The sequence below is a fragment of the Rhodoferax lacus genome, assembly GCF_003415675.1.
In the GTDB taxonomy this organism is placed as follows: Bacteria; Pseudomonadota; Gammaproteobacteria; order Burkholderiales; family Burkholderiaceae_C; genus Allorhodoferax; species Allorhodoferax lacus.
This window is the reverse complement of the sequence record NZ_QFZK01000012.1, coordinates 67,862-93,967: the sequence shown is the minus strand read 5'-3', so window position 1 is coordinate 93,967 and position 26,106 is coordinate 67,862. Positions and strand designations below refer to the sequence as shown.

At 59.1% G+C, this 26,106-nt stretch carries 25 protein-coding genes; 4 read left to right on the top strand and 21 right to left on the bottom strand.

What is annotated here, in order from left to right; all coding sequences use genetic code 11:
* Positions 1 to 5: 5 nt before the first annotated feature.
* Positions 6 to 914, bottom strand: coding sequence for a PEP-CTERM sorting domain-containing protein (locus DIC66_RS16650; protein ID WP_147321341.1), 909 nt, complete (start codon positions 912 to 914; stop codon positions 6 to 8).
* Between the two features lie 302 nt (positions 915 to 1,216).
* On the opposite strand from DIC66_RS16650, the gene DIC66_RS16645 reads away from it, so the two are divergent.
* Positions 1,217 to 2,350 (top strand): acyltransferase family protein, encoded by a 1,134-nt coding sequence (locus DIC66_RS16645; protein ID WP_117179216.1) that lies wholly within the window; start codon positions 1,217 to 1,219, stop codon positions 2,348 to 2,350.
* Positions 2,351 to 2,359: 9 nt separating this feature from the next.
* On the opposite strand, the gene DIC66_RS16640 is transcribed toward DIC66_RS16645, so the two are convergent.
* The 18 genes from DIC66_RS16640 to epsE form a co-directional block, all read right to left on the bottom strand.
* Positions 2,360 to 2,923, bottom strand: coding sequence for an LbetaH domain-containing protein (locus DIC66_RS16640; protein ID WP_117179215.1), 564 nt, complete (start codon positions 2,921 to 2,923; stop codon positions 2,360 to 2,362).
* Positions 2,924 to 3,883: a glycosyltransferase gene (locus DIC66_RS16635; RefSeq protein ID WP_158558931.1), complete on the bottom strand. Its 960-nt coding sequence runs from the start codon at positions 3,881 to 3,883 to the stop codon at positions 2,924 to 2,926.
* Between the two features lie 42 nt (positions 3,884 to 3,925).
* The gene (locus DIC66_RS16630; RefSeq protein WP_147321340.1) at positions 3,926 to 4,843 is read right to left on the bottom strand and encodes a hypothetical protein; all 918 of its coding nucleotides are present in this window, start codon (positions 4,841 to 4,843) and stop codon (positions 3,926 to 3,928) included.
* A 60-nt stretch (positions 4,844 to 4,903) separates the two neighbouring features.
* A complete protein-coding gene (locus DIC66_RS16625) occupies positions 4,904 to 6,877 on the bottom strand; it encodes a glycosyl hydrolase family 28-related protein (protein ID WP_158558930.1) in 1,974 nt (657 codons plus the stop codon).
* A gap of 260 nt (positions 6,878 to 7,137) precedes the next feature.
* Positions 7,138 to 8,283, bottom strand: coding sequence for a glycosyltransferase family 4 protein (locus DIC66_RS16620; RefSeq protein WP_158558929.1), 1,146 nt, complete (start codon positions 8,281 to 8,283; stop codon positions 7,138 to 7,140).
* The gene (locus tag DIC66_RS16615) at positions 8,267 to 9,514 is read right to left on the bottom strand and encodes a glycosyltransferase WbuB (protein ID WP_117179254.1); all 1,248 of its coding nucleotides are present in this window, start codon (positions 9,512 to 9,514) and stop codon (positions 8,267 to 8,269) included. Before DIC66_RS16615 ends, DIC66_RS16620 begins: the two co-directional genes overlap by 17 nt.
* Positions 9,511 to 10,362, bottom strand: a complete 852-nt coding sequence (locus DIC66_RS16610) for a glycosyltransferase family 2 protein (RefSeq protein WP_117179211.1) — start codon at positions 10,360 to 10,362, stop codon at positions 9,511 to 9,513. Before DIC66_RS16610 ends, DIC66_RS16615 begins: the two co-directional genes overlap by 4 nt.
* Entirely contained in the window at positions 10,359 to 11,513 is a 1,155-nt protein-coding gene (locus tag DIC66_RS16605; protein ID WP_117179210.1) for a glycosyltransferase, read from the bottom strand. The genes DIC66_RS16610 and DIC66_RS16605 overlap by 4 nt, the downstream gene beginning before the upstream one ends.
* Positions 11,514 to 11,522: 9 nt before the next feature.
* Positions 11,523 to 12,713, bottom strand: coding sequence for a glycosyltransferase family 4 protein (locus tag DIC66_RS16600; RefSeq protein ID WP_117179209.1), 1,191 nt, complete (start codon positions 12,711 to 12,713; stop codon positions 11,523 to 11,525).
* A 2-nt stretch (positions 12,714 to 12,715) separates the two neighbouring features.
* Positions 12,716 to 14,299 (bottom strand): hypothetical protein, encoded by a 1,584-nt coding sequence (locus tag DIC66_RS16595; RefSeq protein ID WP_147321339.1) that lies wholly within the window; start codon positions 14,297 to 14,299, stop codon positions 12,716 to 12,718.
* A complete protein-coding gene (locus DIC66_RS16590; RefSeq protein ID WP_158558928.1) occupies positions 14,292 to 15,455 on the bottom strand; it encodes a glycosyltransferase family 4 protein in 1,164 nt (387 codons plus the stop codon). The genes DIC66_RS16595 and DIC66_RS16590 overlap by 8 nt, the downstream gene beginning before the upstream one ends.
* Positions 15,452 to 16,738 (bottom strand): lipopolysaccharide biosynthesis protein, encoded by a 1,287-nt coding sequence (locus DIC66_RS23140; protein ID WP_158558927.1) that lies wholly within the window; start codon positions 16,736 to 16,738, stop codon positions 15,452 to 15,454. The genes DIC66_RS16590 and DIC66_RS23140 overlap by 4 nt, the downstream gene beginning before the upstream one ends.
* Positions 16,739 to 17,767, bottom strand: a complete 1,029-nt coding sequence (locus DIC66_RS16585; protein ID WP_117179207.1) for a CgeB family protein — start codon at positions 17,765 to 17,767, stop codon at positions 16,739 to 16,741.
* The gene (gene epsI / locus DIC66_RS16580) at positions 17,764 to 18,450 is read right to left on the bottom strand and encodes an exosortase-associated protein EpsI, B-type (protein ID WP_117179206.1); all 687 of its coding nucleotides are present in this window, start codon (positions 18,448 to 18,450) and stop codon (positions 17,764 to 17,766) included. The genes DIC66_RS16585 and epsI overlap by 4 nt, the downstream gene beginning before the upstream one ends.
* A complete protein-coding gene (xrtB, locus tag DIC66_RS16575) occupies positions 18,447 to 19,337 on the bottom strand; it encodes an exosortase B (RefSeq protein WP_117179205.1) in 891 nt (296 codons plus the stop codon). Before xrtB ends, epsI begins: the two co-directional genes overlap by 4 nt.
* Positions 19,327 to 20,208 carry a chain length determinant protein tyrosine kinase EpsG gene (gene epsG / locus DIC66_RS16570; protein ID WP_117179204.1) on the bottom strand — a complete coding sequence of 294 codons (882 nt, stop codon included), beginning with the start codon at positions 20,206 to 20,208 and terminating at the stop codon, positions 19,327 to 19,329. Before epsG ends, xrtB begins: the two co-directional genes overlap by 11 nt.
* Positions 20,205 to 21,581 carry a chain length determinant protein EpsF gene (epsF, locus tag DIC66_RS16565; RefSeq protein WP_117179203.1) on the bottom strand — a complete coding sequence of 459 codons (1,377 nt, stop codon included), beginning with the start codon at positions 21,579 to 21,581 and terminating at the stop codon, positions 20,205 to 20,207. The genes epsG and epsF overlap by 4 nt, the downstream gene beginning before the upstream one ends.
* A gap of 2 nt (positions 21,582 to 21,583) precedes the next feature.
* Positions 21,584 to 22,408 carry a polysaccharide export protein EpsE gene (epsE, locus tag DIC66_RS16560; RefSeq protein WP_117179202.1) on the bottom strand — a complete coding sequence of 275 codons (825 nt, stop codon included), beginning with the start codon at positions 22,406 to 22,408 and terminating at the stop codon, positions 21,584 to 21,586.
* A gap of 244 nt (positions 22,409 to 22,652) precedes the next feature.
* Between epsE and DIC66_RS16555 the strand changes: the two genes are divergently transcribed.
* Positions 22,653 to 23,033, top strand: a complete 381-nt coding sequence (locus DIC66_RS16555) for a PEP-CTERM sorting domain-containing protein (RefSeq protein WP_117179201.1) — start codon at positions 22,653 to 22,655, stop codon at positions 23,031 to 23,033.
* 12 nt (positions 23,034 to 23,045) lie between these two features.
* On the opposite strand, the gene DIC66_RS16550 is transcribed toward DIC66_RS16555, so the two are convergent.
* On the bottom strand, positions 23,046 to 24,002 hold the full coding sequence (locus tag DIC66_RS16550; protein ID WP_158558926.1) for an EpsD family peptidyl-prolyl cis-trans isomerase: 957 nt from the start codon (positions 24,000 to 24,002) through the stop codon (positions 23,046 to 23,048).
* 172 nt (positions 24,003 to 24,174) lie between these two features.
* On the opposite strand from DIC66_RS16550, the gene phoB reads away from it, so the two are divergent.
* On the top strand, positions 24,175 to 24,867 hold the full coding sequence (gene phoB, locus DIC66_RS16545; protein WP_117179199.1) for a phosphate regulon transcriptional regulator PhoB: 693 nt from the start codon (positions 24,175 to 24,177) through the stop codon (positions 24,865 to 24,867).
* On the opposite strand, the gene DIC66_RS16540 is transcribed toward phoB, so the two are convergent.
* Positions 24,850 to 25,509 carry a lytic transglycosylase domain-containing protein gene (locus DIC66_RS16540; protein WP_117179198.1) on the bottom strand — a complete coding sequence of 220 codons (660 nt, stop codon included), beginning with the start codon at positions 25,507 to 25,509 and terminating at the stop codon, positions 24,850 to 24,852. The two genes, phoB and DIC66_RS16540, sit on opposite strands and share 18 nt — an antisense overlap.
* 183 nt (positions 25,510 to 25,692) lie before the next feature.
* Here DIC66_RS16540 and gspG point away from each other — a divergent pair, with 183 nt between their 5' ends.
* A complete protein-coding gene (gene gspG, locus DIC66_RS16535; RefSeq protein ID WP_233505968.1) occupies positions 25,693 to 26,106 on the top strand; it encodes a type II secretion system major pseudopilin GspG in 414 nt (137 codons plus the stop codon).

The following is a 26,106-nucleotide window of genomic DNA, read 5'->3' as shown; positions in this document are numbered from 1 at the left end:
CTGGCTTATTGCCACAGGTTTCTACGGCTACGGCGGCGCACGATGGTGCCAATCAGGCCCAGGCCCAGCAGCATCATGCTGCCCAGCTGGGGTTCGGGCACCGGGGTGATGGAGGCGAAGCCCGCCAGGCTGGCCGCACTCTTGCCGCTCAGGGTAAAGGTGCTCACCATGCGCATGTAGTTCCAGGTCAGGCCTGTGGGGCCCGTGGGGTTGGTGGCCGATGCCATGGCAAAAGAGTTGGTGCCGCTGGCTACGTTCACAGATCCGCCCACGTCCACACCCGCATTTACAAAGGTGCTGCCATTGTCTGCAGACAGCTGGAAGCTCTGGATGCCGCCGGCATTCACCGGCGCAATGGTGGCGCCACCCACATTGCCCGTGCGGCTGGTCAGCACGCCCGAGATGTCCGCATAGGTTGTGTTGGCACCGCTGACTGTGGGCGCAATGGCCTCGGCAAAGGTAAAGGTATAGGTCTGCGTCAGCGCGTTGTTGTTGATGGCAGACACGGCATAGATCATGTCCGGGTCACCATGGCCCGAGAAGTTTTGCAGGTTGACCACCGACTGCCAGGGGTTGGCCGAGCTGGCGGCTGCAGGCGAAGTGCCATTCAGCGTCTGCGCGGTGTGCCAGTTCCAGGAGCTGCTGGTGGCGTTCCATTGCCAGTAGTCCGGGTGGCTGCCGGTTTGGGCGGCGGACACAAAGCCACCGTTTTGGTAGAAGCCGCTGGTACCAGCACCTTGCACCATGGCAAAGTTGTTTTGCGCATCGGTCACCACCAGGCCCGACAGGTCTTCCACCCAGGTGGAACCATCCGACTGGGCCACCGTCATGGACGCGGACACATTGGCGGCAGAGGCACTGGCGGCCAGCAGCGTCAAAGCTACGGCTGCGGCACAGGCTTTTTTGTTCAACATGGTGAGAACTCCCTTGGATGATTCTTTGGTGTTGCAGCGGCCGGTTGGGATGAACCGGATGCGCGCAATCAACAAGGGCAACGATACGGGTTGAAGTTGAAATCCTTCTCACCGAAATGGTGCGGATGGGTCATCCGAACGGACGGGAATAAGTGAATCCTGTAATGAGAGGGGCTGTGCGGTGGGGTGGGGTGGGGTGGCATCAGGCCGTAACAATTGGTTTGTATGCTGGCACGCAAATCAGGCCAGCATTTTTTCCAATTGAAAATTTACATCCTGTTCATTTCTAGTGGGAGTTGAAAATGGCCGGCAGTGGTGCGAGTTTGAATTTATTGGCTAACGGGCGGGACAACAACCTGAATCTGTTGCGCATCGTTGCTGCTACTGCAGTATTGATATCCCATAGTTTTGTATTGGCAACAGGCGACTCTGATACAGAGCCGCTTGTGAGGTGGATTGGCATGTCACTGGGTGAGCTTGCAGTGTGTGCCTTTTTCGTGGCAAGCGGCTTTCTGGTTACAGCCAGCATCTGTAAAAGCCGGGACCCCCTCGACTTCATCGTGGCGCGGTGCTTGCGCATTTTTCCTGCCCTCTTGGTATTGATCTTGATAACGGTCTTTGTTGTGGGGCCTATCGTTACAACAACTTCAATCGGAGACTACTTTGGATTTCAGGCAGGGGTATACCTTGTGAAATGTGTAACCCTGCTTGGTGGTGTATCGACCAAGCTGACGGGAGTATTTGAAGCCAACCCGTACAAGGCAGCCGTGAATGGTTCTTTGTGGACTCTGCCTTGGGAGCTGCGGTGCTATGTCGTTTTGCTAATGCTGTGGGGGGTGGCAAAGGGCTTGAGGAAGTTTCGCCTGAGATTGCGGTGGGGGGGTAGTGGGGAAGCGTTCTTGGCCCTCACGGCCGGCTCTGGGTTCGTCCTGTATTGTGTCTGGCTTGACCTTAGCAGGACTAACGCACACGCGGCACACAGCGTCTTGGCCGTTACGATGTTCGCAATGGGTTCGATGATGTGGCAGCTTCGAAGCCGAATTTTTCTGAGCTGGTATGGCGCAATTCTCGCGCTCACTTCGCTGTGTGTCGCACAGCTGTTGTCGCTGAGTGTATTCAGAGTCTTGCTGCCCTTTGCGCTTGCCTATGTCGTAATGTACTTCGCCTTCGTACCCCGTGGGGTCTTTCGAAAATACAACCTTGTGGGTGACTACTCGTACGGAATGTATCTCTACGCATTTCCCATCCAGCAAATGCTGGCAATGGCATGGCAGGGCATTAAACCAATAGAGATGGTTGCAGTTTCGTTTCTCTGCACGCTTCTTTGTGCGATTCCGTCGTGGAGATGGATCGAGAAAAATGCCGTACGCACAAAGGTGCAGATCATGGGGCGTATCAGACCACTTCCGCATCAGTCTGCGGTCGGAAACGTATAGACGCTAACTTTAAAGCTCAACCAATGTCCTCGGCTTGATCGGCACACACGGATTCCCTGCACACACCATCCACTCGGGCAAGTTTTTGGTCACCACGGACCGGGCTCCAATGACCGAGCCATTGCCAATCTCCACACCCGGGGCCACAAAAACCTCGGCTGCAACCCAGCACTCCGTGCCTATAGTGATGGGCTTCCAGGTGAGCGGCATGTATGGATGGGTGTAGTCATGGGTGCCGGTGCACAAATAGCTGCGCTGCGATATCACGGTCATGTCGTGGATGGTGACCATCGCAAAGTTGTATATCTCCACATGGTGATCAATGGCCACGCAGTTGCCTATGCGCAGATTCCAGGGCATCAGAACATTCACCTTGGGCTGAATTAGGCAGGTGTGGCCTATCGTTGCGCCCATGGCCCGCAATATAAAAATGCGCAGTGCATTGGCTGAACCTGGCGTGGCATAAAAAAGCGGGCGCACCACGTACTGCCACACCGCCCGTTTGATCTTGAGGGGCAGGGGCCAATGCGTTGCGCTCTTGGTCAGGTCAACCTGGTATTTGGTGTGGTTCATTTAGGCTTGCTGCACGTCATGATAGAGCGCACGGCCTGCCAGCAGCTTGAGCATCCAGTACCAGGACGCCGGGTTTTTGGCAAACAAGCCCAGGTTGGACGACAGCAGCTTGGCAATGTCCAGGGGCCTGCTGCGCACACGTTGGGCCAATAGCTCCAGCAGGCGGTATTGAACCCAGCCCGCTGCGGCCGCTCGGTCCTGGCTGGTGCAGGCGGTGCCCAGCCGTTGGGTGATGGCCTCCACCAAGCCCGCAAGGTCCATCAAGGCCAAGGAGGCAGGCAGTTGCGCGCCATCCGAGTTCTGGTGCCGCCTGAGCTCCACCAGTGTTTCGTTCCACAGCATGGAGCTTGAACTGGCCATGAGCTTGGAGTTGAAGTCCACATCAAATACAAAGCGGAACCGTGTGTCGTAGCCGCCTACTTTTTCCCAGGCGCATTTGAGGAAGAAGTTGCAGGCGGGTTCCTTGAAGCGCACCTGTTGGCGCAGCTTGCCCTGCAAGGCTTCTGTGCCGGTCAGGGGCCGATTGGTAAACCGATCACCATAGCGTTTTTGTTGCCGTATCAGCTTGCCTTGCGCATCAATCAGGTTGGCAAGGTGGCCATGGAAGGCCACCGCAGGCTGCGCCTGGACCATGGCTTGCATCTTGGCAACGCTGCCGGGCAGCATGTTGTCATCGGCACCCATCAGCTTCACATGGCTGCCACTGCACAAGGACACGGCCTTGTTCCAGTTGTCTTGTATGGGCAGCAGCTTTTCGTTGCTGACGCACTTTACCCGCCGGTCCGCATGCAGCAGCTCGCGCAAGGCCTCAATCTGTCGGATGTTTTCTGCGGTCTGGTCCAGCAGATAGAAGTCATCCAGTACCACCAGTTCAAGGTCCGTGTCCTGGCGCAGCACCGATTGGGCGCACTCGTGTGTCAGGGCCACGTGCTTGTAGGCCGGTATGCAAATGCTGATCAAAACGTGGCCCAGTCCATGGACCTGGAGTCTAGTTGGCGTTTGTTACAGTGGCATGGCTTCACGAATCGCAGTGGCCAGAATATGCGCCAATACCTGGTTGCCTTCCACCGTAGGGTGAGTGCCCTCTCGGTACATGGACAAATTCCATTCTGGTCGTCTGGCAACGTCAACAATCCTCAGGCCGTATTTAGCAGCAATCCGTTCCAACTCCTTCCGGTCGGGCACATACTCAGTGCCTTTCTGAAAGCCGATGTACTCATCCCTGCCTGGATAGAAGAACAAGATGCCAGGTACCTTGCCGCCCTTGCCGAGTGACAACTTGGCGACCTGCTCTTCAAACTGCTGCATGTTTTCCTGCTGGCTTTGCCCTGTGGGTGGAAGCTCATCCATCGGGAAATCCATGAACCTGGGTAGCACATAGCGGCGCAGCACATACCAGCTGGCAAGCACCGGCTTTTCTGAGGGGAAAACATACTGTCCACGGTCCAGGCTCATCCTGCTCAGGCCGCCATTCATGTATTCCCAGACAAAGAAATTGCTGGCTTGGACTACATCCGGGTTCTGCTGCAGATAGGCGGTCTCATTCACGGTGGACCACGCGCCCACCGCAATAGGCCACACGGCAACCTTGTCACCCAGCAAGGCCTGAACCAGAGGGCCCAGTTTGTCGGGCTGGTTATACGGGTTGCCGCCCATGACGATGCTGTTGCCAATCAGAAGCACATTGGGCTTGGCAGCAGGGTTCCAGGGGGCTGGCGTCCCCATGCTGCGGTCATTGAAAACCCAGGTATTCTCATTCAGGAACTTGCCCTCTTGATTGGGCTTGGGCAGGTAGCCAATGGATTGGTCTGTCATGTAGATGGGGAAGTCAACCATCCCCATCCAACGGACTGAGCCCTCAGCTATGGCGCACAGACACACTGCTGCCAGCAGCAGACGCTGAATTATTTTTGTTTTCATTCCCCACCCTTTTCAACGGATTAAACAGCCCGCGTATGACAAAGCTGTGAAGAATGGCGTTCAGGGTTTTTGCAAGTCGGTTACGGAATTGGCATTGCCATCCAGCACGGTCCCCTGTGCCCCCTCGCGCACCAGCAGGCCGACATTGCAATCCGTGCATTGGTTGTCTTGAAAGATGGTGCCCAACAGGCGCGTCTGGTTTTTGCTTCGGCCTTGACTTTCACCTTCAAAACGAGCTCTGACAACAAAGCCCTCCACGCCACCAGACTCTTCTTCGTTCAAAGACACATTGGGGCGGTTGGCCTGCAGGGTGTTGGCCCGTATTTCCACACCGATCGCACCCAGACCAAACGCCGGTTCATCCATGCGCACAAAGGCCAAGTGGATATAGGAAGGCCATTCGCTACTTGAATTGAAGATGGTGTTGTTGGCTACCTTCACGCCATACATCGGCGTGAAAAGCCGGTCCTTCAGGCTCTGCGCCGTGCGCAAGTAGATGCCACCACCCTCGGTAATAGTGTTGGACACGATGTCCACGTCTTTCACCGCCGTCTGGTACAGCCAGATGCCGCGCGCGTTTTGCGACAGGGTATTGCCCTTGATGAGTGTTTTCTCCAGCCCCCACACAAAGGTGGCGTAGTGGCTGCTGGCATCGGGAACAATGTCCCAGGCGTGGTCCACTGTCAGGGTGCTGTTGTTGTAGCCAACCACCCTTCTGGTCTGTCCGGTTCCCGTGCCGGCAACAATGGCCACCGCGTAGTTTTCTGGTATTTCCCCAGCCCCAAACGGCCGCACCTTGTGCACCACGTCGGGGTCCGTCAACGTCAGCGCGGTGGCCGCCTTCACATATCCAATATTCTCTGTGCGGTTGCCACCACCCCCTTCCGTCAGTATGGTTTCGCCGTCGTTGCGCCGCTTGTTCACGATGGGGCCACCCAACACATCCAGCACATTGTTGACCACCGCCACACGGTGGGCAAAGTCCAGCGTCAGGCTGTGCACCACGCCTTTGGAATGCTGGTTGTCGCGCACGTCCCTGGATATGTGGTTGTCGCCAACATAGGCGTCATGCACTCCCCCAAAATTCGGGTTGCCATTGGCAAAGACCACACGGTTGTGCGTAAACACCAATCCAGCCGATCCAGACAACACAAAGGGGCCGGACTCGCGTGGGTTCTTGGGTTGCAGGAACTCGCAGTGGTCAATCACCACATTGAGATTCTCAGTCAAGAACATCTGGATGCCGCCATTGATCTCAAACACCACGTTCGAAAAAAACACCCTGTCACTCTTCTGCAGCAGCGCACTCTCGATGGTGCCTGCCACATTGCGCAGGGAAAAATTGCGCAGCCCCGCCAGACTCACGCCACGACCTAACAGTGGGTAGTTGGCATCGTATGCAAGCACGGTGCGCCGGGGGCCTGCACCTTGTACCACCACGTTGGACTTGAGCTGCACAGTTGCAGACAGGCGGCAGGTGCCTTCCGGCAGCCATACCGTGCCGCCGCCTGTGGCGTTGGCCAGGTCAATGGCCTCCTGCAGACCCTTGCTGTCGTCCTGGCTGCCGTTGCATTTCACAGGCCGTTGCAGGCGCTGGTCACTGGCGGCCAGCAGCACCCGGCTGGCGATGCCAGAGAATGCACTGGCCCAACCCACACCCAGCCCAAACGGGTCTTTGCCGTCACCCGATGCGGACGCGATGGGGCGTTCCATCAGGCTGGCGCCTGTGCCATTGCCGTTGTCTACGGATACGGCGATACGGGCCTTGTTGCCCAGGCGCAGCGGCGCAGTTGCCACCAGCATGTTTTCATCGCTTGCAGCCCCATCGATTGCAGCGGCCCATCCATCCACCTTGACCACCGGGGTATATCCGGGCAACAGCAAATTGCGCCCGAACACCCTGAACTTGCCCCCCGCAGCCAGCTGGGTAGTATCCAGATGGAACGCTGTTGCCGCGTTGAGCTTGATGGGCGCACCAAGTGCATCGCCATTGCCCAGGCGAACGATGAGTGCACCGCTGGCAGTGGCAGGCAATCGGAACGATGCCCAAATGTCTGCAATGGTATTTACGCGTTCAAGTGGAATGGCAGGGCTTCCATTCACACCCTCCAGAACAGCTGTGGGACTTTCGCCAAACGCCGCGCCCTGAAAGCCCACGATGTCCCCAGCGCGCGCGGACTGTGCGCTGTTGATAACGATGGGTGGGGTGGGCCCTGCATGGGTAAGCATGGGCCAGCTGGCCAGCATCCACCAAAAGACACTGGCCAAAGTTGGCACCAATCTAGCCCAAGTCTTCACCATTGCAGATGTTGTATCAGCTTGATAGCCCAGGTCTTTTCCATCGGCAAGTCAGGCAGGGCCCGTTCAAAGAAGCCAGGCTGTGTAACCCGCCCGAGCATATCGCCCAAGGCCTTGGAAAACCCTGCCTTGCCGCCACGCGCAATGGCCACCCAACTGGTGTTGTCCAGTATTTCAACCACGCCGGATTCATCACTCACGACCAGGCCCATCTTCTGGTACAGCGCCTCAATGGCAGGCAAGCCATAACCTTGTTTGGCTGGCATCAAAAACACGTGCGCCCTGGCATACAGGGCCCTGAGCTGTTCATCGCTCACAAAACCATGGAACACAACCTGTGCACCCAACCCCAGGCTATCAGAAAGCGCCTTCAGAGCAGCCGCATCGGGCCCGCTGCCCGCAATGTGCAGACGCCAGGGTGCATAGTCGGCACCGCTTTTCTGGATATCGGCCAGTGCCTGCAAGATCCAGTCAATGCGTTTACTGGACTGCAGGCGCGACACAGTGAGCAACTCTATGGGTGCCTCTACACGCTGTGGTGTGCCCACCATCGGCATACCAAACCCACCCAGATAAATAACTTCTGCCTTGCGGTCATACAGCTGATGCATTTCATCGCGAAGTGCTGCCGTGTTGGTCACCAGGTGCACAGCGTTTTGTATGCCTCTGCGTGTGGCCATGTGGCAGATGGCCGAGCTGACCACCGACTTGATGCGGGTGGCCAGAGGTGCTTGCACGGGCGCCGTGCCCTCCGGTACAAAGCTCAGCAGACTGTAGGTGTCCGGAATGCGCAGGTGGTAGGGCGCATGGGCGCCCAGGCCCGCATGGTAGGCCGACTGGATATTGAACAGCACCGGAACCGGCCCGCCCAGGTTGGCAATATCTTGCAGACAGCGTCGCAGGCTCAGCACCTTGGACACGGGGTTTCTCTTGGGTCCCAGCTCCACCACCTTCAGTGGCCATTCGGCATATTTGGCAAGGCCAATGCTGTCCCAATAGCACAGCACGGCGTGCGGTTTGCCCTGCGCGTGCAGCTCACGGCACAGCGAAAGAATCACCCGCTCTTCACCACCAAATTCAACGAACTCTGGCTGAAAGACGACCAGGTCACCCGGCAACAGTTGCTCAGGAACTGGTGGCACCGATTGGCTCTCCATAGACCTGCGCCTCCAGCTCATCCTCCAGCCGTCCCAGCACCGAGTCACTGTCCACATGCGACTCGGCATAGTGGCGTGCGTTCAGCCCCAGTTGCAGTCGCAGCTCCGGATGGTCGGCCAGCTTTTCTATGGCCTGGGCCAGCGCGGCGCTGTCGGCAGGCTCTACCACCATGCCGCACTGCGACACCACATTGGCTATCTCGGTATCCATGCGGCAGGTGGCAATCACCGGGCGGCCACTGGCCAGCATGCCCGACAACTTGGAGGGTAGCACCAGGTCTTCGGCATCCTGGCTCTGGGGCAGCAAATGGACGTCGGCCATGCCCAGCAAATCGCTCAGGCGGTCAAAGGGTTGCAGGGGCAGCAGCTTCAGGTTGGGCAGCTTGTCGGCCACGGCCTGCAGCAAGGGCTTGAAGGCGCCGTTGCCGCAAATCACAAACACAATGTCCGGGCGGTGCAGCAGCAGCTTGGCGGCTTCGGGTATCACCATCAGCCCCTGCTTGCCGCCCAGCGTGCCGGAGAACATGGCAACCGTGGCCTCGGGCGCAATGCCCAGCTCGGCCCGGTAGCTGCTGACGGTCTTGAGCGGCGTGACGTGGTCAATGTCCACCCAGTTGGGGAACAAAAAGGTGTTCTCGCGCGTGCGGCCCTTGGCCAGCAGCTGCTTGATCATGTTGCCCGAGATGCTGGACAGCATGTCAAAGCGGCAGTACAGCCAGCGCTCCATGGCCAGCGCCAGGTTCTGCAGGCGCCGGCCCTTGAGCAGGCCCATCTGGAAGGCCACATCCACTTCAAAATCCTGCACATGCAACCACGACTTGGCATTGCACAGCTTGGCCGTCAGGTAGCCGGTGGGCGCGCAGATCAGTGCGGGGGCCACGGTAAACACTACGTCGGGGCGCCACAGGCACTGTGACAGCATCACAGGGAACGAGCTGATGGCAAAGGACGCCAAATGCAGAATGCGCTTCAGGCCACCGGGTTGCTTGGGCACCCACAGCGGCGCGCGGAACACGGTCACGTTCTCCCAGCGCTGGCGGTAGTAGCGCCCCGGCTGGTAGGCCTTGTCGAGTTTCCATTCCGGGTAATAGGGCGGTGCACACACCACACGCACCTCGTGCCCCTGCGCCACCAGCCAGGCCGCCATCTCGCCGGAGTACTTGCCAATGCCAACAGGCTCGGGTGCGAAGTTGACGCTGTACAGAAGGATTTTCATGAAACCGACTTTGGCGCAGTCGTGCGGCACGCGTGTGACAGTTCTTTGACCTTTAGAACAATCATGTATTCGTAGATGGCTTGCAGGCTTGCATAGCGGATACCGGCCGCACCATCCAGGAAGGCGCGGCGTACAACCAGCATGTATAAGAACTTGATTAGGGGCCTGCCCGGCAGGCGATAAAAGATCGCCTTCTGGTGCCCTCTGCGTTCATTGAAGTCACGCCCAAATAGTGCGGTCTTCCACGAGGGCTGTATGCCCTGGCCCGAAGCGATCACTTCGGCTTCCATGCGGGAATACACATTGTGTTTGGCAATCCAGTGGTCCAGCCCCTTCGAGAAAGGGTAGTGGTCAAAGGCTTCGTTCAGGTCATGGATGTCACCGTCCACCACCAGCACCTCATTCACCTCGCGCTCGTAGTGCGCGCGTCCAGCTTTAACCAGCCTGACGTAAAAGGGTGATATCTGTGCATGGCGAAGCCAGGTGTCCCACCAAATGTCGCGCCGTCGCATGCGTGCAGCCCCCACCGATTCAGGGGCAGAGGTAGCAAAGGCTTGCATCTCGGCCACAAGGGATGCGGGTATGCGCTCGTCTGCATCCACGATCAGAACCCACTGGTGTTTGAAGGGCAGCCTCAATCCAAAGTTGCGCTGGCTTGCATAGCCGTCAAAGGCGCGCAGTGTGGTGTGTGCGCCTGCAGCCTGTGCCAACGCGACCGTGTCGTCGGTGCTATGCGAGTCCAATACGTGCACATCGTCGGACCACTGCACGCTAGTCAGGCAGCCGGGCAAATCCTGTTGCTCGTTCTTCGTGAGGATCAGAACGGATATGTTGCTTGCTTGGCTCACGGCTTTGCCTCTTGCACGATCGCCAGCAAGCTGCTGGCCATGGCCTCCACCGTAAAGCGCGCCTCAAAGCTTTGCTTGGCCTGTACGCCCATAGCCTGTTTGGCCTCTGCGCTCATGCCCAGCCATTGCGTGAGCGTTTGCACAGTTCCGTCCACTGTGTCGGTATTCACGATGCCCGCGCCATCGGCCTGTATCTCGCGCCAGATGTTCACCTTGTCCGATATCAGCACCGGCAGTCCGCAGCCCATGGCCTCTGCGACTGCAATGCCAAAGTTCTCCTGGTGCGAAGGCAGCACAAAAGCTTCGGCGCTGTAAAACGCACCCCACTTCATGTCCCCCTGCAGCATGCCGGGCCAGCTGATGCGGTCCGCTATGCCGCGCGCCTGTGCCAGTGCCTTCAGCTCGGCTACCCAGCCGGTCTGGTCAGGCCCGGCCATCAGCAGATGCAGCGTGGGGTCCTGGTCCGCTACCTTGGCAAAGGCCTCAATCAGCAAGTCGCAGCCCTTCTTCACCTGGATGCGGCTCAGAAACAGCAACACGCGTTTGCCCTGCAGCGCAGGGTAGGCCGCCATAAACTGCGTGCGCAACTGCGCTGCGTTGGTGGGTGGCGCCTTGGTGCCGTAGCTGACTACGGCTTCGCGCGCCTTGTAAAGCCAGAATGACTGGCGTGCCAGCAAGCGCTCGTCTTCACAGGTAAACAGCACGCCCTTTGCGTCGCGCAGCACGCGGTATTCGGCCCACGGCCAGTACAGCCACTTCTTCAGGTGCTTGAGCGGGTAGGTGCGTTTGAACCAGGGGTCCAGCATGCCGTGGGTGTAGATGTAATAGGGCACATCACTGCCATGCAGGGCGCGCCAGGTAGCAAAACTGTGGTACTGCCAAAGCCCGTTTATGACGATCGCGTCATATTCTTTTGCATGGGCTTTGAGCCATGGAACCAGGTGCGCGTTGTATTGGTATGCACCCACGGTGGGGCCCAGGGTATGCACAGGCAGCGGAAATTCTTTCACATACGCAGCAGCAGGGTCGTCCATGGACAGCACCTCCACGGTGTGACCCATCTCTGTGAGCTTGCGACCAATTTGACGTACCCCTTCAATCGGGCCGCCGCCCTTAGGGTTCACGCCGGAAATAATGTGCAAAATTCGCATGCTTCAGGCCTATGACTTGTTGATAGCCAGTTGGCTCTGGGTGGTGGCAATCGCTTGCTGGTAGACGCGCAAATAGCCTTCAATGGCGGCCTCGGAATCAAACCGGGCGGGCCAAGCGGCGCACTGCGCACGCAGCTTCTGTGTGTCATTGGCACTCATGTTCAGCATGTCGTTCAGCACATTCGCTGCATTCGCAGCCCAGGCTTGCACGTCTTCGCTGGCTTTGAGGCGTGGCAGGTAGCGCGCAGCCGGGCCGCTGATCTCACTCATGGGTGCCTCATCGGTGGTCAGCACCGGGCAGCCACAGGCCTGCGCTTCTATCAAAGGCCAGCCAAAGCCTTCGGCCAGACTGGGAAACACAAGCACCCTGGCTTGCGAATAGCAGGCCTGCAACACCCGGTTGTCCAGCCCCTGAAAGAACAGAACCTGCCCTTGCGATGGCACTTCAGCCAATGCTTCCTTCAGGTTGTCCCGTCCCATGGCGCCTATCAGCCACAGGGGGAGCGGTGCCGTGTGTTTTCGCGCATAGTGGGCGTACAGCCGGATTACCCCCGCCACATTTTTGTACCACTGGTTGCCGCTCACATGCAGCAACATGCCTTCGTCTGCAACCGGTAACCCGGCTTGTATCAGTAACAACCGTGCGTCTTGGTCCGGCAGCGGCGCATAAGGGAAATTCAGCCCGTTGTAGACCACCGTGGACGATAGGGGTGTGGGTTGTCCATAGCGTTCCAGATCGTCACGTGTTCTGTAGGATATGGAAATGAAATGGCGTGCCTGCCGAAATCCGTGGCGTATGTAGCGCTGGTACAGCCTGCCACTCCAGCCGGTGCGGTTCTCTGGCACCAGCCCCAGGGCAGAACGCAATGCCAGCAGGTCATGCACATGCACCACATGCGGCTTGTTCTTTACTCGCGGTACCCAGGGCCCCAAGGCCTGGTCGGCAAACACATACAAGGTGTCCTTGGGCTGCAGGCTGGTCTTCCACATCACCCACAAGGGGAACAGCAGATACTGGTCAATATAGCCAGCCCACTTGCTGAACCGACCCTCAGGTATCCAGTGGTATGCCAGCGCTTGCGGCGCCCACATTTGCACTGTGTGGCCACGCGCTTCGTACCCATCCTTGAGCATGTGCGCAAAGCGCGGCATGCTTTGTGAGCGCAAAAATTGCGGGTGGGTGAAGAGGACAATGTTCATGGCTATCCCGGCACCAAACGGTTTCTTGCTGGATGCTTGCGTTCAGACCCCAACAGAGTGGCCAGTGCATTGGCGCAGGTACGTGCAATCCACAGCGTCAGCAAATACATCAAAATGTTTTGCGGTACGCCACGTACCACATACATGAAGAAGCCCTGCAATGATTCGGTGGTGATGCCGTACTGAAACATCTTCCAGATGCCCAGCATGCCAAGCGCTGAGACGAATACGCAGCCTTGTGCAGCGCGGTAAGAGAGCACATCCACCGCCATAAAAAGGATGGGGCAGATAAAGAAATAGATGAGCGGGAAATAGATGCCAAACATGGCCAGCCCATGGCCGAAGCCTGATCCGGTTTTGTAGCCGCCCAGGTCACCAGCGCCGCCCATATGGCTCAGGTAGTCGCCCATGGTGAAACGCATGGCGTCCTTGTCCACCTTGATCTTCAGGGCCTTGAGCGCAGGATCTGGCAGCGTGGTCCACAGGAAGTCGCCGGTGATGTCCCAGAGCCTGTCCTGATCACGCTCGCTGAGCCGAGTAGCAAAGTACATGGCGTTGTCGTGGAACTTGGTTTCCATCAGACGGCCCAGCAGCGGGTTGTCGAAATAGGTCTCGTCGTAGCTCTCGAATCGACTGGCTGTCGTGGCACTTTCACGGGCAGCCTTCAACTTGTCTGGCTGGGTGACATAGTAGAAAGTGTCTTCCACCATCTTCATGGGGGTTGCCGTGGCACGCGAATTCCTGGCAATGCTCATGGCCACCATGAGGTCGCTCAGTGGGATGGACAGGCCCGCGACCAGCAAGCCCAGCAGGGCAAACTTGCCAACCTGCAAGGCAGTAACCCGCTGCAGGCTGCGCAGGGCGCGCAGCATGAAGAAGATGCTGATGGTCATCAAACCCGAGAGCATCATGCCGCGTGCATTGGCCGCCAAAGCCAGCAGGGCAATCAGGCCAATATAAATAAACAGGAAGGTGTAGTTGCGCTTCTTGTCGCAATAGGCTCTTCCCATTTCTGCCGCAAACATGGGAATCAGGAACGGGGCCCAGGCTACAAAGGCAAAGCTCTGGCCGATCTTGCCTACCGCGCCCTGGCTGATGCTGCCCAGCAACTGTCCGCACAGGCCAATCAGGCCCAGCATCCACAGCGTCCCCACAGTGGGTGGTGTGTAGAGGCCAAAGCGCTGCAGCATGGCCCTAAGAATGTTGGGCCGTTGCTGCTCCTGCGGTTTGGAGAACGTGCGGTACAGCGCGTGACTCAGCATGGCCGTTCCCTGGAACAGCGCCAACCACGCAAAGGTGTCCAGGGGTTGCCGCAGGTTATGTGTCAACGAGACGCCGCTGGCCGATTGCGCCAGCAGTGCGCCCAGCTGCGAGGTCACGCAAAAGCCAAAGATGGCAAAGGTGGACAGAGGATGCGTCTGTATGGCTTGTGTCCACAGGATGTACAGCAGAATTGCCAACGACGAAGCCAGCACGATGCAACTGGCTGCGATGTTGTCTGGTGTGAAGTCAATTACGAATTGCGCAGCAAAGGCCAATAGCGCCAGCGCCATGAAAAGCGCCACCATGAAGCGGGAGCTACGCATGGCTATGCAACTCGCTAAAAATGCGCATGGCACAGTCGCCGTAGGTGCTCCAGCCGCCAATGTTGCCTACCTGCTGCAGGGCTTTGTGAGCCATTTCCCTTTGTTGCTCGGGATGGTCTGCAAGCAGTTGCATGCGTCCGGCAAGCGCGTCGACATTGCGAATGGGGACGAGATAGCCGCTCACCCCATTCTCGAAGAGGTCATGTCCTCCCGTGTTGTCGCTTGCGATCACTGGACACCCGCAGGCCATTGCTTGCGCCATGACCATTCCAAATCCTTCTTGAATACTTGGCAGAACCATGACATGGCTTGTGCTCATGATATGTTTCAAGTCCTGCTGCGGCACATGACCCAGGACCTTTGCATCTGTAGGCCAAAGCCCTTTGTCATCCAACAGCTTGATCAGGGCTGCAGAGGGTGAGCCAACAAATGTCAATGACTTGTTGGGGTGTTGTATTCGGCTGTAGGCCTGCACCAGATACTGAACACCCTTTTGCAAGCTCATGCCACCGACAAACAGAACATTGAACTCTCCGACGGGTGGTTTGGAGACCGGTTCGAACCGTTTGAGGTTTACGCCATAGGGAAGCAGACGTAGCTTTTCTTGTCTGACACCTTGCTCCAGAAAGCTCTGTATTGAAAAAGTGGAAGGCACCGTGATGCAGTCAGCCGCTGCATATTCAGCTTCTTCGCGTTCTATGGTGCGTGGATCAATGCCGGCATAGGGCACAGACCACAGGTCATGCTCTTCGCGCAAAAGCTGGTCTTGCGCGCGGATGTGTGCAGAGCCCCTGTCACACACATAGTGTCCGCCCCGAGCCTGTGTCTTGAGCCCGGCGCGCAGGCCTGATCCAGACAGTCCTACATACACATCACAGTCGACAAGCTTGCTCTGCGTCCACCGGCTGAATGTCAAGGCATTCAGGTTCTCCCAAGCCTGTACGGTGGTCCTGGACAGATGGTGCTTCCATGGAAACGCCATGTAGCTGGCATTGACCCAGGGAAAGGTGTGCACCAGTGTGTCCGGAATGCCTTCATTGCGCAGCTTGAACCGCGGGTAGCCGGTGTAAATGCCAGCAAGAGCGTCACGTGCGTACAACTCGCGTGCGAGATCAAAGGTGTGAAACTTGCCGATGGTGGAAAGTGCAATCTTCATGGCATGGTGACCTGCAGGTTCGGTGTCGGGAACAGGCGCACGGCCAGCCGCATGCAAACCAGGGCGATGGCCAGTTCGCTGAGCAGCATGCCCATGGCGACCCCACTGAGTGCATAGCTTTGGCCCAGCAACCACACCAAGGCCACCGTCAGCGCACCGACGGCGATGGACCAACTGGCCAAGGGGGCGTGCTGGTTGGTTGCCATCAACAAGACGCGTGGCACATGCCAGCTCCCGCCAACCGCTGCGTACACCAGCATCAAGGCCATGGGGATGGGCATGAAGGCAATGGCGTCGTGGGTCCAGAGTTGCAACATCCATGGCGCAAGGAAATAGAGCAGGGCACTCAGCAGCAAGGCCTGGGCACATCCCAACAGTGCCGATCTGCGAAACATCTGCTGCAGACTGCTTGTGTCGCCCTGACCGTAGAGTCTGGAGAACTCCGGCCACAGCGCATGGCTGAAGATGGCAGTGGCTTGCACCGCGACGCGGCACAGCGTGCGGTAGGTGGCGAATACCGCCACACTGGCAGGGCCAAACAAGGCTGCGACCAACAAGGTAACGCCCTGGAAGCTCAGGGCGTTGGCCAGTGGAAACGCCATGAACGATACGGCAGGCGCCGCCATGACGCGCAGCTCTTCACGGCTGGCCTTGGCCATGCCCCAGTGCAAAACCTGCTGACCGTGCCTGGCCATCCACATGCCATAGCCAATGCCGGCAAATCTGCAGACCAGTCCGCCCATCGCCACTGCGGCAAAGCTTCCATACAGCGCCAGGCACACCATCATGCCAAGCCACTCTGCCAGGCGCGTCAGGTTGCCCAGCATGGTGCCAAAGGCATAGCGCTGCGTGGCCTTGAATACCGTCTCAGACAGGCCACCGCAGAGTGCCAGCAAGGTGCTGGCTGACAGGGCGGCCAGTGCCATGCGCATGTCTGTGCTGTCAATGCCGGGGATGGGGGCCAACAAGGCCAGGGGAATGGCCACCAGTGCAATGCCGCTGCATACGATGGCCATAAACAATTGCGCGCTTTGAAACACGCGGTTGGCTTCGTTGGCGTCGCCACGGCCCATGGCCATGGTCATCTTGTTGCCCGCTGCTGTCACCATGCCGACATCGGCCATCGACAGATAGGCAGGTATGGCCGACAGCACCAGCCAGCTGCCGTATTTGGCAGTGTCCCAATAGTGCAGAAACAGGGGCAGCGAAGCCAGTTGGATAGCGATGGTGACAGCCATGCCAAAAGAGTTGGCACCCATGCCAGCGATCACCCGGCGCTTCATTTAATGTAGGCTTGCGTGCGCAAGAATCGAGGTGACTATCATCTCGTTATAGTGCCCGTTGCGCATGACACGCTGATGACCTGCAGCCGCCATGGCGGCACGCCGTTCCTCATTCACCAACGCATAGCGGCACATCTCGGCGCACTCTTGTGCGTTGTCCCAGAACAGGGCCTCATGGCCTTCGTCGTACATGGCCATGTGTTCGCTGGTGCGCTCGGCGCACAGCAGTGCGCCCAGGGCCGGAATTTCCAGTGAACGGGTGGTGTGCAGGTCGCGGTTTTCCCTGGAGAGCAGGCCCAGGTTTACCTTGGCGCACTGTATGGCTTTGGCGTAGTCGTCTCCGGCAATAGCGCCGCCGCGCCAATGGCTTTTTAGCACCGGCCATTCGCGCGCCTTGTGCCAGTGTGGGCCCTGGATGGTCAGGGGCACACCCAGGTCGATCAGCGCCTTGAGGAAGGGGCCGCGTTCCGGAAACCACGTGCCCAGAAACAGCACGTCGCAGTCCCACACCAGGTGGTCATGCTCGGACAGGTGGCGGGGGGCGTGGCTGACTTCGTCGGCACTGCGGTACACGCGCAGCATCTGGCGTGCGCCCAGGTCTTCGCCCTCCAGTACGTTGTCTGTGCGCACCACGGCGTTCAGGTCATACAGGGGCAGGCTTTGGCGGAAGGCCCGAAAGCGCGCACCATCGCGCGGGCCCAGCGGGTCGTCAATGCTGTAGCTGATGATCTTGCGGGCGTGGCGGCGTATCAGCTCCAGCACTTTGGGCGTGACGTATTCGCCACCGTCCACATAGCAGATATCAAACTGCTTTTTGTCCAGCAGTGCGTCCAGCTTGGGCAGCAGAAATTTGGCCAGCCAGTCGCCACCCAGGCGCCAGGTGATGCGGTCCACCCAGGGGGTGGTGGGCAGCAGTTTGCGCAGGTCCCAGTGCGCCACGGTGTGGCCGCGCCTGCGCAGGGCATGGGCCCGGTCCAGGCAGGTGCCGCTCTCGGGCCCCAGGTACAGGATCTCCAGCGCGGCCATCATGGCATGGCGAAATCGCCTGCAAAGCGGGGGCGATTGTGGGGGGCGATGGCCTGCATCAAATCATTGGAAAACCGGGCCTGTACCGCGTAGGCGTTGGGTGTGGCCTTGTCGATGGAAGACACCCGCACCAGAAAGCCGTCGGGTATTCGCCCGGTGAGCGCGTAGCGCATTTCCACCAGCCGCTTTTGCACGGTGGTGGCGGGCACGGTGGTGCCAATGGTGGTCCAGAAGGTGACGGGCTCAAAGCGCTGGCCCAGGCTGGTTTCGATCTGCGTGGCTGCAATGGTCTTGCCCAGAATGTTCAGGGTGGCGCTGTGCCTGTCATTGAGCGTAAAGCCTTGCGCGGGGTAGCACACCTCGGGAGAGTGCAGCTCCAGCCCCTTGTTCTGGTTTTTGCCATAGGCAATGGACAGCATCACGCGGTAGCCCTGTGCGTTGACATAGGTGCGGCTTAGCGTTTCGCTGTATATTTTTTCCAGCGTTTCCTGCTGCTGCGGGTTGATCACCTGCGTCAGGGTGCCGGGCAGTTCCTGCCATTCTCCAAAGGCCTTGGGCACCATGGTCTGCAGGTCCACCGCGGGCAGCTCGTCGGCTATAAATATGGTGGGCTTCAGGGCTGCGCCCAGGCTGGCCGACAGCAGCATCAGGGCCAGCAAGATCCATTGTTTGGTGCGCAGGTTCATTTTTTACGCCAGGCCTCAAAGGATTGCAGTGCGGTGTCAAAGCCGATGATCAGCAGCAGCGCGCTCATGAAGAGCACCATGCCGGCAAAGCCGTGCAAAAAGCCCTGACCCGCCTCATCGCCCATGTGGTAGGTGATCAGGGTGAGCACCATCACACGGATTACGTTGGCGGTAAAGGAGATGGGCACGATCAGCAGCGCCAGGCTCACATTGCGGAAGGTGGAGTCGCGCCGCACCACGTTGAGGTACAGCAGGCCCAAGGCCTCCAGGGTCAGCAGGGTGTGCAGGCCGGCACAGGCGTCTGCCACCAGCAGCATGTACTGGCCAATCTGCAGAATCACGCCGGTGCGGGCAATCGGGTAACCGGCCCAATACAGCACATGCTCGGCCACATACGACACGGCCATCTTCATGGGCAGGGTGACCAGGTCCACCACCGAGCTGGGCAGCGGAATCATGAACAGCATGAAGAACAGGCAAAACCACTGGGCCCTGAGCGCGGCGGTTCCGCGCATCAACAGCAGCAAGGCCATCAGCAGCCACACCGAAGAGCCCACTTCAAACACGCCAACGCCTTGCGAGCGGCCCACCGCATACAGCAGCAGGGCAAAGACGGCGATGGGCCAACCCCAGGCGCTGGGTGCGCGGCCCAGGGAGGCTTGCTCCATGGTGCCCCAGTTGCGGTACATCAGCCACAGCGCAATGCCCAGCACCACGGGGCCGTGCATCTGGCCTTCCTGGCTCCAGGGGCCGCGGAACAGGTCTATCAGCGTGGGGACGTACAGAACGATCAGGCCCGCCATCAGCGGCCACCAGGGCAGCAGCAGCGCGACCCAGTCAACCCGGGCGGGCTGGGCGCTTGGGGTGGTGCTGGCTTCAGGCGTCATTGAGCACCGATCCCACCAAGGCCACACCGCTGTCTTGCAGGCGGGCACCCAGTTCCTTGGCTTCTGGCACCAGGGTTTCGTTGCGCCTGGCCACCATCAGCGCGGCGCCTGCGCGGGCGGCGATGATTTCGCCGTCCGAGTAGTCGCCACCGCTGGGGGTGTCAATCAGGATCACATCAAACTGCAGGCTGGCGTCGCGCAGCACTTGTGCAAACGCAGTGCGCCCCAGCAGCTCTTGCGGATTGGGCGGCTGCGCACCGGCGGTCAGTACGGTCAGGCCGGGCAGGGCGGCCACGGGCTGGGCTACGTCCAGCGTGGCGCGGCCGGCCAGGATGCCGCTCAGGCCCACACCCTTTTCCAAGTTGAACAGGGCCTGCTGGCTGTGCTGGGCATCGGCGCGCAAGTCGCCATCAATCAGCAGCGTGCGCTGGCCTTGCTGGGCAAACACAATGGCCAGGTTGGCGGCAATAAAGCTGCGCCCGTCACCCTTGCCAGCGCTGACCACGGTCATCACCTTGCGCAGGGCGTCGCTGTTAAACCAGCGCAGCATCAGCTGGCTGCGCACGGCGCGCAGGTTTTCGCTGACGCGGCTAAAGGGCTTGCAGGCGGCCACTAGCTGCGGGTTGAAGGGGTCTTGGCCTTCGACCATGTAGGCATAGTCAAACTGCTTGGACAGCGCAAAGTCAATGTCGGCCTTGCTGAGAGCATTCAGTGCAATGGCGGCTTCGCCAAACGAGAGCTTCTCGATCTGCTGCGCATCCAGAATGCGCTGCAGGTCTTCGGGCTTCAGGCGGCCCGCAGCGATCAGGATGTCGCCAATCGAGCGGGTGTTGCCCAGAGGCAGGCTGTGGTTGGGCAGGGCGGCGTTCATGCGCGGGCTCCAAGGCGGGAGGGTTTCATCACGCGGTTGGCCGAGCTGATCTGGCCCAGCATGGGAATGCCCAGCGCGTCCAGCAGGTCTTCGTCCGAGCGCACGCGGCGGCGGCGCAGCTCCAGGGCCAGCGCCAGGCCAATGCCCAGCAGCGTGCCAATGAACACCGATACCAGCACATTCAAAAACACGCGGGGCGAAGAGGCCTTGGTGGGTGCAATGGCCGGGTTCAGCACGGCGATGTTGGTCTGGTCGGTCTTGCTCTCCACATTGCTTTGCGAGGCACGCGCGCTCATCGAGTCAAACAGGCGCTGGGCCGAATCCAGCTCGCGGCGCAGCACGATGAGTTCGTCGCGCTGCTTGTTGAGCATCAGCACGCGGCCCTTTTGCGTGGACAGTGCGTTGCTGAGCTGCTGCTCGCGCTGCTTGCCCACCTGGTAGGTGGTCTCGATGGAGCTGGTGACCTTGGCCGTCTCCTGCTCCAGTTGGGACTTGAGGGTGGCCAACTCGCTTTGGCTGCGCAGGGTTTGCGGGTGGTTCTTGCCCAGGTTGCCGCTGCTCTCTACCAGCCGGGCTTCCAGGCGCGCAATGTCGGTCTTCAGGCCGTTGACCAGCGGGTTCTGCATCACCTCGGCAATGGTGTCGGCCTTGCTGCTTTGGCGCTTGCTTTGGCTGTCGGTGGTCTGGGCCTGCACACCGGTGAGCTGGCTGCTGGTGTCGTTGAGCTTGGCGGTCTCGTAGTCCAGCCGGTCATCGGCCGACACAATGCCGTTTTTCTGCTGGTAGTCCGACAAGGCCTTTTGCGCTTGCTCTACCTGCAGGCGCGCCGTCTTGGTCTGCTCTTCAAAGAAGGCGGCGTACTGACGAGCGGGTGCTAGACGCAGGTCCAGGTTCACGTCGATATAGGCCTGTGCAAACGCGTTGGCCACGGTGGCTGCAAAGGCCGGGTCGGTGGCGGTGTAGTTGATGTTGATCACACTGCTCTCGCGCGAGGGCTTCACGTCCAGGTTCTTTTGCAGCAAAGAAGACAGCCAGTCAATCAGCTGGCCACGGCCCTTGGTGGCGTCCAGCCACATCTCCTGCACCGAGCTGCTGCCTTCGAGCTTGAGGTTCTTGACCACAGCGCGCGCGGTGCGGTCGCTGTTGATGATGTCGAGCTGCGTGGCCATATAGCCCGCACCCGCCATGCTTTGCGACGATGTCCCGGTCACCGGGTCCACTGACTTCACATCCAGAACGATGGCCGTGCTGGCCGAATACTGCTTGGGCAGCCACAGGCTATAGCCGGTAACCGCCGCCACCGTGACAAACAGCACCGCCAGCGCCGCGATATAGCGGGCGCGCAAGATCAACAAAAACTGGTGAAATGACATGGCTAGAACAGGCTTTCTTTGACATAGATAACGTCATCGGGCAAGACCATGTCCGTCAATTGGGGTTCAAGTTGCTGGATGCTGCCGTCAGCCGCCTTGCGGTTCAGGCGCAGGCGCTTTTCATTGCCACGGCTGCTGGGGCCGCCGCCCTGGGCCAGGGCCTGCATAAAGGTCATGCCGCGCTCAATGCGGTAGGAGCCGGGGCGTTGTGCCTCGCCATATATATAAAAAACGGGCGAGCGGTGCACATAAATAATGTCCCCGCCCAGCAGCACCATGTCGTTGCCTGGCGTCTCATTCAGAAACAGCGAGGGTACATCCACCACTTTGCGAAACGGCTTGCCATTGCGCTGGCCCACCACGATCACCATGTCATCGCCACCCGGTGCAATGCCGCCCGCATTGGCCAGCATGTCGCTCAGGTGGGTGTTGGCGCTCTCCAGCGGATAACGCCCGGCGCGTTGTACCTGGCCCAGTATCGATACCTGGTTGCCACGGATTTGCGTCAGCGTGATGTTGACTTGCGGGTTCTGCAGAAAGCCACCCTTTTGCAGCATATCGGCAATGCGTTTTTCTGCAGCGGCGGTGGACAGGCCGGCCAGATTCACCGAGCCAATCAGCGGGTAGGTGATGCTGCCGTTTTCCGACATGCGGGTCTCAATGGTCAGATCCGGGTTTTGGTAGACCTGGATGCGCAGCGAGTCGCCTGAGCCCAGCGGATAGTCCGGTCGGTCTTGTGCAGCAGCTGCACCAGACAGCCCAAGGAGCACAACTACAGCGGCCAGCGCCTGCAGAAAGGTCAAATAAATATTAGGTTTGGATGCCATGCGAGGACATTTATAAAGGGTCTATATATGCAGCGAAACGCAGGCATCTGACGCGCAGTTTAGGGTTCGAATATGACGGTAATAGTTCGCCCAGATGACAAATAAAAGGCAGAAAAAATATTAGTCCAAATGGACTATTGGCACGCAAGACAAATAATTGCCAAGTCACCTACAATCGCCAAGCATTTGATCCGTACCCCTTGTCTTATTTATTAACTATTCGTTTAAACCCTTAGGAAAAATCATGAAAAATCTCACTACATTCAAATCCATTTTTGTACTGGCGGCTCTCTCCCTCAGCGCCGGTTTTGTCAGCGCAGCGGACGGCAAGCAGTGCTTCGAAGATGGCCTGAAAACCCCTTGGAGAACCCCTGTCAAAAACATCGACCTCGGCCACAACGATGACAAGCCAGGCCATTCCGATGACCGCAACGAAGGCCATCATGGTGACAAGACTTCCTTCGAATACAACGGCCACCACTTTCACGACAAAGACCACGGCGGCATCAGCGTGAGCCCTGTGTCAGAACCCGCCACCGATGCCATGCTGTTGGCCGGCCTGGTGATGGTTGGCACCTTGGCCCGCCGCAAGCCCAAGTCTTTGGGCGCCGCACTCAGCGCCTGACCCGGGCGGCTCTTACTTCAGGCCGGCAATGCCTTTCTCCAGCGTTGCCTTGTTCTGGTCTTCCGCCTTGGCTGCGGGTGCTGGCTGTGAAGCTGCAGCACTGACAGCCGGGGCCGCATCGCTCTTGGCGAATTCGCCCATGTATTCAATTTTTGCGGACTGACGCAGGCCCTTCATATTGGACGCAATGGCTTCATTGGCGCGCTGGTTGCCCAGAAACTGTTCAATGCGGGGCAGGGCTGTTGCCTCATCCACCGGCACGGTCTTGGAAGAGGCCAGATGGATCAGCGTAATAGTCTGTGGTGTCTGTGCCAGCAGGCTTTGGCCGTCTTTGAGTGGCTGCAGCTTGTTCAGCAAGTCCATGGGAATCTGCTCAGCCGTGCGGGTAGCCGCGCCACCGTTGAACTTGATGTCCTTGCCCTTCAGGTAGTTGGCGATGTCTTCTGTGGACTTGCCGGCCTTGTTCAAAGTGCCCAGTTGCTCGGCCAGACCTTCCTGGTTAGGCATGATGAGTTCCTGCACATTGAAGACACGGCGCTCCGAGAACAGCTGGGGGTGCTCGGCGTAGTATTTCTTGGCTTCTTCGGCCGTGGGCTTGGGCAGTGAGGCTACCAGCTGCTGCACATAGGCACGCGCCAGGATGTCGCGCTTGGCCGATTCAATCTGGCCCACCACGTCGGGGCTGCGGTCCAGCTTTTTTTCTGTGGCTTGCGAGATGGCCAGTTGCTGGTCAATCAGTTTCTCCAGCACCTCGCGGCTCATCTTCTTGACCGTATCGGGTGTGGCGTCTTTGGTGTTGGCGTTGTTGAGCACCTGGTTGATCTGGTGCACCGAGATTTCTTCACTGCCCACTTTGGCGGCGACCTGGGTAGCAACCTTCTTGTCTTCCGATTTACCGCAAGCGACAAGGCCAAAGGCCATGGCACTGGCCAACAGAATGTGGGGGGTGGCTTTGAGTAAATGCTTCATGTGTAGGTTTGCAATCTGAAATAGGTGGCGGCCAGGGTACGGCGTGCACCATGAGTAAACCATCGCCATATGACAGATCCAAGTCACCGCCTGCGTCAATCTGTAGTGTGAATTTCACGAATAATTCACCTAAGGGCTTTAGGCTCAGCGTCTTTACGCAAATTAATAATTCATGGCCGGAAAAATTCTTGTGGTGGACGACGACGTCGGGATACAGGAGCTGATTGCAGTCAACCTGTGCCAGGCCGGTCACACCGTGCAAGTTGCAGACACGGCAGAAAGCGCCCACCTGATGGTGCGCGGTGAGTTGCCCGATTTGCTGCTGATTGACTGGATGCTTCCGGGCATGTCCGGCATTGAGCTCACACGCCTGCTGCGCCACGAGGTGCGCACGCGCCACCTGCCCATCATCATGCTCACCGCGCGGGATGACGAGCGCGACAAGCTCACCGGTTTCGAGACCGGAGCCGATGACTATGTGGTCAAACCCTTCTCACCACGGCTCTTGCTGGCACGCATTGCCGCCGTGCTGCGCAGGCGTTCGCCCCTGGCAGGCGAGCAGACGGTAGAGCTGGGCCCCTTGCGGCTGGACCCGGCCGCCAAGCGCATCTATGCCCATGACAGGCCGGTGGTGCTGGGCCCCACCGAATACCGCCTGATGCATTTCTTCATGCTGCATGCCGACCGCGTTTTCAACCGCGCGCAATTGCTCGATGAAGTGTGGGGCGACCAATACCACGGTGACGAGCGCACGGTGGATGTGCACATTCGCCGCCTGCGTGTGGCACTGACCGACAGCAACTGCATGCACATGATCAAGACCATGCGCGGCAGCGGCTACTGCCTGTCACTCAGCGCTATTTGATTGCTTGTCTGCAGCAGCCAGCTGTGTCAGGTTCTGCTGGTAGCGCCTGAGCACGGCTGGCACATAGGCGCGTGTTTCGGCATAGGGCGGTATCTGCCCACCGCTGGCCACCACCGCACCCGCACCCGCGTTGTAGGCCGCCAGGGCCAGTGACTTGTTGTTGGCAAAGCGGTCCAGCAAGGCGCGCAAATACTGCGCACCACCCCGTATGTTTTGTGCAGCGTTCAGCGGGTCTGCTACGCCCAACGAACGGGCTGTCGCCGGCATGAGCTGCATCAGGCCTTGTGCGCCCTTGCGCGAGACCGCACGCGGGTTGTAGTTGGATTCCACCGCTATCACCGCATGCAGCAGGGCGGGCTCCACCTGGCTGCTGTGCGCAGCGGCCGCAATCTCGCGCGCAAAGGGTTCTTTCAATACATCAGGCGTTGCAACGGGCAGTGTGGCGGGCGCCGGGTCAGCGGCCACGCGCAGCAGCAGTTGGTAGCGCGGGTCATTGGGGCTGTCGCTGAAATGGGTGCTGCCGTCTTCGGCCACAAACGCATACACATCGGCATGCGCACTGCGCGCAGGTACCCACAACAGCGTGGCCAGGCAGAGCAGGGCAGCGCATGGCAGAGGGCGAAGGCTGACAAAAACATGCATGGTGAACCGGCCCACTATGCGCCTGCATTGTGGCAATGGTGTGGCAGGGCTAAGGGCAGGTTTCGGGCAGGGTTTTGTAACGGCGATGTCATACCGCCGACTTAGACTGCCCCCGCACTCCGCACTCTGCGCATGCCCTGCTGGCAACAGGCGTCTCTGTCGAATATGAAACCCATCCCGTCCATGATTCCAAAACGTTCGTCCGGATTTACGCTATTGGAGCTGTTGGTGGTGATGGTCATCATCGGCATGCTGGTGGGCTATGTGGCGCCCAAATTCTTTTCGCAGATCGGCAAGTCCGAAGTCAAGACAGCGCGCGCACAGATCGACGGCCTGGAAAAAAGCCTGGACCAATTCCGCCTGGATGTCGGTCACTACCCACCCACCGAACAAGGCCTGGCCGCACTCAACGAGCGGCCCTCTGGCGAAGCCAGATGGGCAGGCCCCTACCTGAAAAAGAAGCTGCCCAAGGACCCTTGGGGCCACGACTATATATATAAATTTCCCGGGGACCATGGCGACTATGACCTGTTCTCGTATGGCAAGGACGGGCAGTTGGGCGGCACCGGTGAAGACGAAGACATCGTCAACTGGTAG

What these genes read in the sequence shown, in the direction of transcription:
- DIC66_RS23140 (WP_158558927.1), bottom strand. Translation starts at nt 16,738, where the DNA reads ATGAAGCGCCGGGTGATCGCTGGCATGGGTGCCAACTCTTTTGGCATG.
- DIC66_RS16600 (WP_117179209.1), bottom strand. Translation starts at nt 12,713, where the DNA reads ATGAACATTGTCCTCTTCACCCACCCGCAATTTTTGCGCTCACAAAGC.
- DIC66_RS16595 (WP_147321339.1), bottom strand. Translation starts at nt 14,299, where the DNA reads ATGCGTAGCTCCCGCTTCATGGTGGCGCTTTTCATGGCGCTGGCGCTA.
- DIC66_RS16550 (WP_158558926.1), bottom strand. Translation starts at nt 24,002, where the DNA reads ATGAAGCATTTACTCAAAGCCACCCCCCACATTCTGTTGGCCAGTGCC.
- DIC66_RS16640 (WP_117179215.1), bottom strand. Translation starts at nt 2,923, where the DNA reads ATGAACCACACCAAATACCAGGTTGACCTGACCAAGAGCGCAACGCAT.
- DIC66_RS16645 (WP_117179216.1), top strand. Translation starts at nt 1,217, where the DNA reads ATGGCCGGCAGTGGTGCGAGTTTGAATTTATTGGCTAACGGGCGGGAC.
- DIC66_RS16585 (WP_117179207.1), bottom strand. Translation starts at nt 17,767, where the DNA reads ATGATGGCCGCGCTGGAGATCCTGTACCTGGGGCCCGAGAGCGGCACC.
- phoB (WP_117179199.1), top strand. Translation starts at nt 24,175, where the DNA reads ATGGCCGGAAAAATTCTTGTGGTGGACGACGACGTCGGGATACAGGAG.
- epsG (WP_117179204.1), bottom strand. Translation starts at nt 20,208, where the DNA reads ATGAACGCCGCCCTGCCCAACCACAGCCTGCCTCTGGGCAACACCCGC.
- gspG (WP_233505968.1), top strand. Translation starts at nt 25,693, where the DNA reads ATGATTCCAAAACGTTCGTCCGGATTTACGCTATTGGAGCTGTTGGTG.
- DIC66_RS16650 (WP_147321341.1), bottom strand. Translation starts at nt 914, where the DNA reads ATGTTGAACAAAAAAGCCTGTGCCGCAGCCGTAGCTTTGACGCTGCTG.
- DIC66_RS16540 (WP_117179198.1), bottom strand. Translation starts at nt 25,509, where the DNA reads ATGCATGTTTTTGTCAGCCTTCGCCCTCTGCCATGCGCTGCCCTGCTC.
- DIC66_RS16615 (WP_117179254.1), bottom strand. Translation starts at nt 9,514, where the DNA reads ATGAAAATCCTTCTGTACAGCGTCAACTTCGCACCCGAGCCTGTTGGC.
- xrtB (WP_117179205.1), bottom strand. Translation starts at nt 19,337, where the DNA reads ATGACGCCTGAAGCCAGCACCACCCCAAGCGCCCAGCCCGCCCGGGTT.
- epsF (WP_117179203.1), bottom strand. Translation starts at nt 21,581, where the DNA reads ATGTCATTTCACCAGTTTTTGTTGATCTTGCGCGCCCGCTATATCGCG.
- epsI (WP_117179206.1), bottom strand. Translation starts at nt 18,450, where the DNA reads ATGAACCTGCGCACCAAACAATGGATCTTGCTGGCCCTGATGCTGCTG.
- epsE (WP_117179202.1), bottom strand. Translation starts at nt 22,408, where the DNA reads ATGGCATCCAAACCTAATATTTATTTGACCTTTCTGCAGGCGCTGGCC.
- DIC66_RS16605 (WP_117179210.1), bottom strand. Translation starts at nt 11,513, where the DNA reads ATGCGAATTTTGCACATTATTTCCGGCGTGAACCCTAAGGGCGGCGGC.
- DIC66_RS16590 (WP_158558928.1), bottom strand. Translation starts at nt 15,455, where the DNA reads ATGAAGATTGCACTTTCCACCATCGGCAAGTTTCACACCTTTGATCTC.
- DIC66_RS16630 (WP_147321340.1), bottom strand. Translation starts at nt 4,843, where the DNA reads ATGAAAACAAAAATAATTCAGCGTCTGCTGCTGGCAGCAGTGTGTCTG.
- DIC66_RS16555 (WP_117179201.1), top strand. Translation starts at nt 22,653, where the DNA reads ATGAAAAATCTCACTACATTCAAATCCATTTTTGTACTGGCGGCTCTC.